This window comes from Flavobacterium glycogeni (assembly GCF_048286775.1).
Taxonomy (GTDB): Bacteria; Bacteroidota; Bacteroidia; order Flavobacteriales; family Flavobacteriaceae; genus Flavobacterium.
In genome coordinates this window covers 42,509-51,720 of record NZ_JBLVPV010000003.1, presented here as the reverse complement: position 1 = coordinate 51,720, position 9,212 = coordinate 42,509, and the positions used below count along the sequence as shown (strand labels likewise).

Here is a 9,212-nt window from a genome sequence, read left to right as displayed (position 1 = left end):
ATTATCAATAAATAATTATCAATTACAATTTATATGAACATACCAGTAAATTTAAAGTACACTAAAGATCACGAATGGGTTAGTATTGAGGGCGATATCGCAACAGTAGGAATCACTGATTTTGCACAAAAAGAATTAGGAGATATCGTTTATGTTGAGGTAGAAACTTTAGACCAGACTTTGGGTAAAGACGAGGTTTTTGGTACAGTGGAAGCAGTTAAAACTGTTTCTGATTTGTTTCTTCCATTAGCAGGTGAAATTATTGCCTTCAACGATGCTTTGGAAAGTACTCCGGAAAGTGTTAATTCTGATCCTTATGGAGCTGGATGGATGATCAAAATAAAAATGGCAAATATGGCAGAGGTAGATGATTTATTGTCTAGTGAATCTTACAAAGAGCTTATTGGTGCCTAAACAAATATTTTTTTTTGCGGCTTTATTATGGGCTGGAGTTATTGCTTTTTTTTGTTTAGTACAGTTGAATAATGTTCCGCTAGGGAATGTTTCAAATCTGGATAAATTGGTGCATGTCTTTTTTCATTTTGTTTTAACGATACTTTGTTTTTTATTTTTTCAAAAACGCACAAACGATATAAACAGTTTAAAACCCATAATAGTTTCTTTTCTGTTTTCCGTTTTTTTTGGAATAGGTATTGAAATTGCACAAGAATTATTAACCACTACCAGGCATGCAGATGTATTTGATGTTTTAGCAAATCTATCTGGTGCAACTTTAGGAGTAGCTTTTATTCTTTTATTTGATTTAAAAACAAAGGTCAGATAAAATTCAATTTAAATGGAGTCCCACTTTGGTGGGACTTTTCATTTTATAGCATTCGTAAGTGCTGATGTTTATTTAGTCTGATCTATAGTTAAGTTGGTCTTTCTTTTTAAAGCATATAAAAACTTCAGTTTTAGCGTTTAAAATAAAACAGTGAAATTTTATATTTAACTTATGTACATATAAAATGTATTTTTGTAAGACATAATCTACTCCAATTAAGAAATCAAAAGCGCATGAATATTAAGCAATATTTAGATTCTACCTATTTAAAAACGGCAGAACAAGCGGGACTCAGCGAAAAAGAAAATACTTTGGTAGTCAAAGGATTTATCCAAGAAGCAATCGAGGAACATTTTAAGCTTATTATGATTCGTCCTAATATGGTTTCTTTGGCGAAAAAAATGATTGTTGAAGCAAATTCAGTTGTGTCAATAGGAACTGTAATTGATTTTCCGGAAGGGAAATCTTCGTTAGAAAATAAACGTAGCGAAGCTCTTCAGGCGATACATGATGGTGCCGATGATTTAGATTTTGTATGCAATTATGAAGCTTTCAAAAGAGGAGAAATAGCCTTGGTAAAAGAAGAAATTCTGAAATGTACCCAATTAGGTTTAGATAATAATAAGGTTGTAAAGTGGATTATTGAAGTGGCGGCTCTAAGTGATAAGGAAATTATCCAGTTGTCAAGTTTGATAAAAAATGTAATAGTTTCTAATTTCAAACAAGAACTTTTCGCTTCGGTTTTTGTGAAGTCCTCGACTGGATTTTATAAAACAGAAAATAATTTACCAAACGGAGCCACAATTCCCTCGATACTGATGATGCTTGAAAACGCATCGCCCCTTCCGGTGAAAGCTGCAGGAGGCGTAAGAACTTATGAAGAAGCGGTTAAGATGATTCAATTAGGAGTAAAAAGAATAGGCACTTCAGGTGCGAAAAGTATTGCTAACGGACAAAATTCACATAATGAATATTAAATTCACAAAAATTAGAAACATAAAAAAAGGGGTGTTGGCTTTCTTTTTATTTTCGTATTCCTTTTTTGCCTATTCCCAAGATTTAAATAATAGTTTGGTGCAATCTGGCAATTCGGCGGAGCGATTTCCTGTTTTTCCTGATTGTGTAAATTTACAATCGAAAGTGTTAGAAAACTGTTTTTACAATCAAGTTCAGGATTTTGTTTTCCAAAATTTTCAAGTTCCGGATAATTTAAAACAAAATAATTTTCAAGGGAATGTAAAAGTCCTTTTTGAAGTAGACAGCAATGGTGTTTTTAAAGTGATTTATGTTGATGCTGTTGATGAGGCATTGATAAAAGAAACAAAAAGGGTTTTTGAGACATTTCCAAAAATAGAACCGTCAACGTATAACGGAAAACCAACCTACTCCAAATTTACCATAACTATTGCGATACCTTTAAAAAGTAGGGAAGAACTTGAAACTGAAGCTTTGGCGAAAGCCGAAATTGTTTCAAATAATAAACCTAAACGTACTGAATTGGATAGTATTGTATATAAAAAATTTACTAATCCGGAGTTTGAAAGCCATTTGAATATTCCTTTTTCCCATAGTTATTACGCGCAGTTTGATGGTTCCTTAAATCAAGTGGGAAGTAATAATCATACGGCATCTAAACCATATACCTATGCTGAAGTTTCGAAATATTATGATTTGAATGTAGTTAATGAAAAGATAAAAAAGAAAGCTTCAGGTTGGTGGGCAAGAAAATTATGGAATGAGAGTACGGTTGAAATCCAGGGCGAAGGATATTGGTTTACACTAAATCCTATACTTGATTTGCAGGTTGGGAAAGCTTCTAAAACGGAGGCGTCTTATACATACGTAAACACACGCGGAATCAATTTTAGAGGAGGTTTGGGCAAAATGCTGAATTTCACCACAACTGTTTTTGAGAGTCAGGGACGTTTTGCGGATTACTTCAATCGTTATGCAGCATCTATCAAGCCTGCAGGGGGAAATCCTGCTATTATTCCGGGGATAGGAATTGCAAAAGATTTCAAAACGGATGCCTATGATTTTCCTTCGGCGGAAGCCAATTTGACTTTTACACCTAGTAAATACATTGATTTGCAATTGGGTTATGGCAGAAATTTTATTGGGGACGGATACCGTTCTTTGTTAGAAAATGATGGCGCCAGTCCATATCCTTATTTTAAATTGAATACTAATTTTTGGAAAATTAAATATACCAATACGTACATGTGGCTCAAAGATGTTCGTCCTGAGGTGACATTAGAAAGAACGTATGCTACAAAATTTATGGCAAATCATTATTTGAGTTGGAATGTTTCGAATAAACTGAATCTTGGTTTCTTCGAATCGGTGATTTGGACCAATACGAATGACAGAGGATTTGATGTTAATTTTGTGAATCCAATTATATTTTATCGTTCGGTTGAATTCGCTTCTTCGGCAAGAAGTGGAAATGCTGTTTTAGGATTGACTTTTAAGTACAAATGGGATAATCAAATTAATTTTTACGGACAGTTTATTCTGGATGAATTTTCTCTTGGAGACATCAAAGAAGGAGATAATAGTTGGAGAAATAAGTACGGTTATCAGTTAGGAGTTAAGTACTACAATGCTTTCAAAGTAGATAATTTACTATTACAATTAGAATACAATCACGTGCGTCCTTATGTGTATTCCCATAGTATGCCAATCACAAATTATGCCCATAACAATCAGAGTATAGGACATCAATGGGGAGGAAATTTCAAGGAATTCATTGCTATAGCGCGCTATCATAAAGGAAGGCTTTTTGCTGATGCAAAAGTTACTGTGGGGACTCGAGGACTGGATTTTGACACCGCCGAAGACAGCTTTAATTACGGAGGGAATATCTATAAAGATTACGATGAAAAAAGACCGTTTGATAGTGGTGTAAAAGTGGGACAGGGAAATAAAACGGCTATTTTTATTGCTGATTTTCAAGGTGGTTATTTAGTGAATCCGTCGACGAATCTGAAGCTTTTTGGTAGTTATATTTACAGAAGTTTTGATCCTACAAAAAACACCGAGACAACTTTCACTGAAAGTACTAATTGGTTTACTTTAGGACTGAGAGCTGATATTTTTAATTGGTATTTTGATTATTAATCTTTTTGTGAATTGTTTTTTGTCAAATCCCTTTTGATACACTACTTTTGCAAAAGTTTTTAAAAACAAACAAACTCTAGTATTGAACGCAACACAAAATACATTTTCATTAAAATCCATTTATATTGATTTCCGAGAGATCACTAAGGCACGTTTAGCTATTAGTGTTGTCTTTTCGTCTATTGCGGGATTTATGCTGGGGATTTATGATTTGCATTCATTAGATTGGATGGTTTTATTAAAATTGGCAGTTGGTGGCTATTGTATGGTGGGAGCATCAAATGCTTTTAATCAAGTTATCGAAAAAGATCTTGATGCTTTGATGGATAGAACGAAAAATCGTCCCGTTCCAGCTGGCAGAATGTCTCAGGCTATGGCTTTGATTATTGCGAGTCTTTTAACGATTGTTGGAATTGCATTGCTTTATACAATCAATCCAAAAACCGCTATGTTTGGCGCCGTTTCGATATTTTTGTATACAAGTGTTTATACTCCTTTGAAAACGATGACTTCATTGTCTGTTTTTGTCGGAGCTTTTCCTGGAGCAATTCCTTTTATGTTGGGTTGGGTTGCGGCAACGGGAGAATTTGGAATAGAAGCAGGAACCTTGTTTTTAATCCAGTTTTTTTGGCAATTCCCACATTTTTGGGCTATTGGATGGTTTTTGTATGAAGATTATGAAAAAGCAGGTTTCTTTATGTTGCCTACAGGTAAAAAAGACAAAGGAACAGCCTTGCAGATTATATTATATACGGTTTGGTTAATTTTAGCGTCACTTTTACCGGTTTTGGGTTATACTGGGCGTTTGTACATAACGCCAGTTGCTGCAATTGTTGTATTTTTACTGGGCTTATGGATGCTTTTTTATGCTGTTCGATTATACAAATTAAGAACTGCAAAAGCAGCAAGAACATTAATGTTAGTTAGTGTTTCTTATATTACATTGTTACAATTGGTTTATATATTTGATAAATTTTTAAGATAGTTATGGAGATGATAATGACAACTGAGGAACAAAAATCCAGAACGGCAAGATCCTATAAATTGATTTTGTTGTTTGCAATGGTAAGTATGACCATGATGTTTGCAGGACTTACGAGTGCTTTTGTAGTGAGTAAATCCAGAGCAGACTGGTTGAAGGATTTTCAATTACCAATAGCGTTTTATTACAGTACTGTTGCAATAATAGGATGTAGTGTTACTTTTCATTTGGCTAAAAAAGCGATTCAGAAAAACGATCAAAGTAAAACGACAATTTTTCTTTTGACTACATTAGTTCTGGGAATATTGTTTGTAATTTTACAGTTCGTAGGATTTGGACAAATAGTGGATAATGGGTATTATTTCACGGGAAGTGGAAGCTCAATAACCACGACTTTTTTATACGTTGTTACGGTTGTGCACTTGATTCACCTTGCTGGTGGCGTGATTTCACTTCTAATTATAATTTATAATCATTTTAAACAAAAATACAATTCATCTCAAACCCTTGGAATTGAACTAGGTGCAATGTACTGGCACTTTCTTGACTTATTATGGGTTTATTTGTTTTTGTTTTTATATTTCTTTAAATAAGAAAAAAACGTAAATTTGGGAACTTTTTAACGAATAACTTTTATGGAAGCGACAGTTACTACTGCAAATAGTGAAGAAAAAACTTGGGGAGGCGGCAATGAGCCAATGGGAGCAAGTTATGGCAAATTAATGATGTGGTTTTTTATCGTATCAGATGCTTTAACGTTCTCTGGATTTCTGGCGGCGTATGGTTTTTCTCGATTTAAATTTATTGAAACTTGGCCGTTGGCCGATGAAGTGTTTACTCACTTCCCATTTATGCATGGAGTATCTGCTCCGATGTATTATGTGGCATTGATGACTTTTATTTTGATTTTTTCATCTGTAACAATGGTTTTGGCCGTTGATGCAGGTCATCAAATGAAAAAAAATAAAGTAGTTCTTTACATGTTCTTAACCATTATCGGTGGTTTGATTTTCGTAGGATCTCAAGCATGGGAATGGAAAAACTTTATTAAAGGAGAATACGGTGCTATTGAAACAAAAGGAGGTAGTTTACTTCAGTTTGTTGATAAAGACGGACACCGTGTAGCTTTAGCTGATTTTGCGGCTATTTTACCTGAAGAAAGAGAACAATTGACAAGAAGTAGTGCGAATTGGTTTATGGATGAGTCAAGTTTGCCTTCTTATTCAGTTGCCGAAGTTCAAGCGGGTTTCAAAGCACATCCTGAACTTTTAATCAGAACTGAGGTAATAACCAAAGAGAAGAAAAAAACAATTCTTTCAAGACAAGAGTCTGAAGCAAGATTGAGCCAAGCGCATTATGTTGTTGAAGGCGCAAACTTGGTAAGAAACGAATACGGAAGTAAATTATTTGCTGACTTCTTTTTCTTTATCACTGGATTTCACGGATTCCACGTTTTTTCTGGAGTAATCATAAATATTATCATATTTTTCAATGTGTTAATTGGAACTTATGAAAAAAGAAAAAGTTATGAAATGGTAGAAAAAGTGGGTCTTTATTGGCACTTTGTCGATTTAGTTTGGGTATTTGTATTTACAGTTTTCTATCTAGTTTAATTTTCAAAAGTAATTATCATGTCACACGAACACGTATCTAATATAGGTAGAATCTGGAAAGTTTTCGGAATATTATCTGCCGTTACAGTAGTAGAAGTTTATTTGGGTATTTTGAAACCGGATTTTCTTTTCATGAATGATTTTTTAAGTATGAATTTACTTAATTGGATATTCTATGCTCTTACTATTTTTAAAGCCTATTACATTGTATATGCATTTATGCACATGGAAGGTGAAAAAAGTTCTTTAAGAAGTGCAGTTGTTTTTCCAGTAATTTTTCTGATATTATATTTACTCTTCATTCTTTTGACAGAAGGGGATTATATTTATGAGGTTTTTAAAAATTCTACCATTAAATGGAATTTTTAACAAGATATTAATTCAATAAAAGGGTACGCATTGCGTACCTTTTTTTATTTTTGTACTTTAATAGTATTATTACAATGAAAAAAAATAGTGTTCTTTTCGTTCTTTTTATTTTGCCTATAGTTGCCTACCTTTTTTTTGCTTCGGGTGTGAACGGGTTTACTAAATTACCAACAATAACTCCTAATACCGCTGATTTAGGTAATTGGCAATCTTTAGATGGTCAAAAAGTTAGTTTGAATGGCAAAGTAACGATTCTTGGTTTTATGGGTACCGAACTTTTAAAAAACAGAGGAAATCTTTTCAATTTAAATCAAAAAATTTATCAAAGGTATCATGAGTTCAAAGATGTTCAGTTTGTGATGATTTGTCCAACTGGAACTGAAAAAGATGCTAAAAAAGTGGTCGATGCTTTAGGTGCTTTTACGGATGTTGCCCAGTGGCGCTTTGTATTTGCATCAACGGAAAATATTAATACCTATTATGCTCAATTAAAATTGGTAGAGAAATTAGATGAGAATTCAGGTACGCCAAAAGTCTACATCATTGATAAAAAACGAAATCTTCGAGGTCGAAAACTAGTGAAAGATACTAAAGAGGGGTATGATACATTTCATCCAGCGGAGTTGAGTAACGAAATGCTTGATGATTTTAAAGTCATTCTTTACGAATATCGTGCAGCTCTTAAAAAGAATAATAACGCCACCAGAAAAATTTAATGTTTTATGTTTAAAAATAAATCATACATAGGAATCTCTTTTATTATTTTGATTTTCGGCATTTACGCTGTTCCAAAAATAGTAGAGAGAATTAAAAACGATAAAGTAGTTCAAGGGGATAGACTGGACAGTGTTAATCCTGCAATTGCAGAAGAAGGACAATTAATTAAAATAGGACCTGCGCCTAAATTCGAATTAATAAATCAAGACAATAAGAAGATTACTAATGAAATCTACAAAGGGAAAGTGTATGTCTTGGAATTTTTCTTTACTACCTGTCCTACCATTTGTCCAAAAATGAATGAAAGTATGTTAGTTTTAGAAAAGAGTTTTTTTGGTAATCCTAATTTTGGAATTGTCTCTATTACTATTGATCCGGAACACGACACTCCACAAGTGTTAAAAGAGCACGCAAATCTTTTGGGAGTAAAATCCTCTAATTGGAATTTTTTAACCGGAGACAAAGCCTATATTTTTAATTTAGCCAATAAAGGGTTTAATCTTTATGCGGGTGAAAATAAAAAAGTTGCAGGTGGTTTCGAGCATTCAGGATTGTTTGCCTTGATTGATAAAAATGGAAATATCCGATGTAGAAACGATGATTTTGGAAATCCAATTTTATATTATGATGGTTTAGATAAAAAAGGGGTAAGAAACATTCAGCAAGATATTAATATTTTATTAGAAGAATAATAATGGAAAACATTTCGTTAGAACAAAAATTCAGCAAGCTCATCATTGCAGTTTCGATTTTAATACCAGTTGTGGTTGCCATACTTTTTGGAGTAAAACTAAAAGATTTTGGATATAATGTCGAGCCACTTTCTTTTTTGCCACCAATCTATGCGACTACCAATGGAATTACAGCGATAATTTTAATCGGTGCAGTTATAGCTATTAAAAATGGTAAAAGAAAACTTCATGAAAGGTTGATGACTTCGGCGATTGCTTTGTCTGTTGCTTTTCTTGTCATGTATGTTGCGTATCATATGACTTCTGATTCAACAAAATTTGGAGGTGAAGGAACAATTCGATACGTTTATTTCTTTATATTAATTACGCATATTGTTTTATCAATTGCCATTATTCCAATGGTTTTAATAACGTATGTTAGAGCATTGTCGCAAAAATTTGATACCCATAAAAAAATTGCAAAAATTACTTTTCCAATTTGGTTGTATGTTGCCGTAACCGGAGTAGTTGTTTATTTAATGATTTCACCATATTATGTATAGTAGAAAAATAATTAACAATTGGCAATTGGCAATTGGCCAATTAGAAATAAGCAATTGGCAAATTGGAAATAGCGCATTAGTAAAAAGCTCAAAAAGAGTTTTTAATCATTGCTTATTGCTTATTGCCCTTTGTTTATTTTCGCAATCTGCAAATGCGCAATGTGCCATGTGTCGCGCCGCATTGACCAGTGAAGGTAATACAACGAAAGCTGCAGCGGTAAATGACGGAATTGTTTACTTAATGGTAATTCCATATCTGCTTGTCGCAGGAATTGGTTATGCCATTTATCGAATGAAAAAGAAGAAATCCTAAGGGTTAAAAATTTCAAAAAACAAATCTCTCCAAACTCCATTTTATCAGAATGGCTCCCTTCCCTTTGGGGAGGGTTGGGG

General features: G+C 33.4%; 12 protein-coding genes. All 12 read left to right on the top strand.

What is annotated here, in order from left to right:
- The first annotated feature begins 33 nt into the window (after positions 1-33).
- The 12 genes from gcvH (at position 34) to ACNQGX_RS03145 (ending at position 9,132) form a co-directional block, all read left to right on the top strand.
- Entirely contained in the window at positions 34-414 is a 381-nt protein-coding gene (gene gcvH, locus ACNQGX_RS03200) for a glycine cleavage system protein GcvH (protein WP_417973959.1), read from the top strand.
- Entirely contained in the window at positions 407-784 is a 378-nt protein-coding gene (locus ACNQGX_RS03195) for a VanZ family protein (protein ID WP_417973957.1), read from the top strand. Before gcvH ends, ACNQGX_RS03195 begins: the two co-directional genes overlap by 8 nt.
- Before the next feature lie 233 nt (positions 785-1,017).
- Entirely contained in the window at positions 1,018-1,761 is a 744-nt protein-coding gene (deoC, locus tag ACNQGX_RS03190) for a deoxyribose-phosphate aldolase (RefSeq protein ID WP_417973955.1), read from the top strand.
- Positions 1,751-3,904 carry an energy transducer TonB gene (locus ACNQGX_RS03185; protein WP_417973953.1) on the top strand — a complete coding sequence of 718 codons (2,154 nt, stop codon included), beginning with the start codon at positions 1,751-1,753 and terminating at the stop codon, positions 3,902-3,904. Before deoC ends, ACNQGX_RS03185 begins: the two co-directional genes overlap by 11 nt.
- An 82-nt stretch (positions 3,905-3,986) precedes the next feature.
- Entirely contained in the window at positions 3,987-4,889 is a 903-nt protein-coding gene (cyoE, locus tag ACNQGX_RS03180; RefSeq protein WP_417973951.1) for a heme o synthase, read from the top strand.
- Positions 4,890-4,891: 2 nt separating this feature from the next.
- Positions 4,892-5,479 carry a cytochrome c oxidase subunit 3 gene (locus ACNQGX_RS03175; RefSeq protein ID WP_131914988.1) on the top strand — a complete coding sequence of 196 codons (588 nt, stop codon included), beginning with the start codon at positions 4,892-4,894 and terminating at the stop codon, positions 5,477-5,479.
- 42 nt (positions 5,480-5,521) lie between these two features.
- Entirely contained in the window at positions 5,522-6,499 is a 978-nt protein-coding gene (locus ACNQGX_RS03170; protein WP_417973948.1) for a cytochrome c oxidase subunit 3, read from the top strand.
- A gap of 18 nt (positions 6,500-6,517) precedes the next feature.
- Positions 6,518-6,868: a cytochrome C oxidase subunit IV family protein gene (locus ACNQGX_RS03165; RefSeq protein WP_131914990.1), complete on the top strand. Its 351-nt coding sequence runs from the start codon at positions 6,518-6,520 to the stop codon at positions 6,866-6,868.
- Positions 6,869-6,942: 74 nt separating this feature from the next.
- On the top strand, positions 6,943-7,584 hold the full coding sequence (locus tag ACNQGX_RS03160) for a hypothetical protein (RefSeq protein ID WP_417973946.1): 642 nt from the start codon (positions 6,943-6,945) through the stop codon (positions 7,582-7,584).
- Between the two features lie 6 nt (positions 7,585-7,590).
- A complete protein-coding gene (locus tag ACNQGX_RS03155; RefSeq protein WP_417973944.1) occupies positions 7,591-8,277 on the top strand; it encodes an SCO family protein in 687 nt (228 codons plus the stop codon).
- Positions 8,278-8,279: 2 nt separating this feature from the next.
- Positions 8,280-8,819, top strand: coding sequence for a DUF420 domain-containing protein (locus ACNQGX_RS03150; protein ID WP_417973942.1), 540 nt, complete (start codon positions 8,280-8,282; stop codon positions 8,817-8,819).
- Complete coding sequence (locus ACNQGX_RS03145; RefSeq protein WP_417973940.1) at positions 8,812-9,132, top strand: hypothetical protein; 321 nt, start codon at positions 8,812-8,814, stop codon at positions 9,130-9,132. Before ACNQGX_RS03150 ends, ACNQGX_RS03145 begins: the two co-directional genes overlap by 8 nt.
- The last annotated feature ends 80 nt before the right edge of the window (positions 9,133-9,212 follow it).

Bases quoted from the DNA above. Each gene is read 5' to 3' on its own strand.
- gcvH (WP_417973959.1), top strand. From the start codon at position 34: ATGAACATACCAGTAAATTTAAAGTACACTAAAGATCACGAATGGGTT.
- deoC (WP_417973955.1), top strand. From the start codon at position 1,018: ATGAATATTAAGCAATATTTAGATTCTACCTATTTAAAAACGGCAGAA.
- ACNQGX_RS03185 (WP_417973953.1), top strand. From the start codon at position 1,751: ATGAATATTAAATTCACAAAAATTAGAAACATAAAAAAAGGGGTGTTG.
- ACNQGX_RS03175 (WP_131914988.1), top strand. From the start codon at position 4,892: ATGGAGATGATAATGACAACTGAGGAACAAAAATCCAGAACGGCAAGA.
- ACNQGX_RS03170 (WP_417973948.1), top strand. From the start codon at position 5,522: ATGGAAGCGACAGTTACTACTGCAAATAGTGAAGAAAAAACTTGGGGA.
- ACNQGX_RS03165 (WP_131914990.1), top strand. From the start codon at position 6,518: ATGTCACACGAACACGTATCTAATATAGGTAGAATCTGGAAAGTTTTC.
- ACNQGX_RS03160 (WP_417973946.1), top strand. From the start codon at position 6,943: ATGAAAAAAAATAGTGTTCTTTTCGTTCTTTTTATTTTGCCTATAGTT.
- ACNQGX_RS03155 (WP_417973944.1), top strand. From the start codon at position 7,591: ATGTTTAAAAATAAATCATACATAGGAATCTCTTTTATTATTTTGATT.
- ACNQGX_RS03150 (WP_417973942.1), top strand. From the start codon at position 8,280: ATGGAAAACATTTCGTTAGAACAAAAATTCAGCAAGCTCATCATTGCA.
- ACNQGX_RS03145 (WP_417973940.1), top strand. From the start codon at position 8,812: ATGTATAGTAGAAAAATAATTAACAATTGGCAATTGGCAATTGGCCAA.